The sequence below is a fragment of the Mycobacterium sp. E1747 genome (genome assembly GCF_001667775.1).
Lineage (GTDB): Bacteria > Actinomycetota > Actinomycetes > Mycobacteriales > Mycobacteriaceae > Mycobacterium.
Map to the genome: position 1 here is coordinate 1 of NZ_LZJI01000230.1, position 632 is coordinate 632.

At 64.1% G+C, this 632-nt stretch carries 1 protein-coding gene; it reads left to right on the plus strand.

The features are described 5' to 3' along the window. On the plus strand, positions 1 to 632 hold a 632-nt coding region (locus A5695_RS24635; RefSeq protein ID WP_156749830.1), incomplete at both ends, for an AMP-binding protein.

The window sequence follows — 632 nt, forward strand, 5'->3', positions numbered from 1 at the left end:
TTTGTTTTGGATTCCTGGTTGCGTCCGGTGCCGGTTGGTGTGGTGGGTGAGTTGTATGTGGCCGGTGCTGGTGTGGGGGTGGGGTATTGGCGGCGTTCGTCGTTGACGGGTTCGCGGTTTGTGGCGTGTCCGTTCGGGGCGGCGGGTGTGCGGATGTATCGGACCGGGGATTTGGTGTGGTGGGGTGCTGATGGTCAGTTGCGGTATGTGGGTCGCGCCGATGAGCAGGTCAAGATCCGGGGTTATCGCATTGAGCTGGGTGAGGTGGGTGGTGCGTTAGCGGCGGTGGCCGGGGTGGATCAGGCGGTGGTCGTTGCGCGTGAGGAGCAATCCGGTGGTCGGCGGTTGGTGGGGTACGTCACCGAATCCTCAAAGGGGGAAGTCGATCCCCACCGCGTGCGCGCTGAGCTGGCCGAGCGGTTGCCGGCCTATATGGTGCCCTCGGCGATCGTGGTCGTCGATGCTATGCCGTTGACCGTCAACGGCAAACTCGATACCAACGCGCTACCGGCGCCGGAATACACCGCCGGCGAATATCAGGCGCCCAGTGGTCCCGTCGAAGAAATCCTGGCCGGCATCTACGCCGAGGTCCTCGGGGTGCAGCGGGTCGGCGTGCATGACTCGTTCTTCGA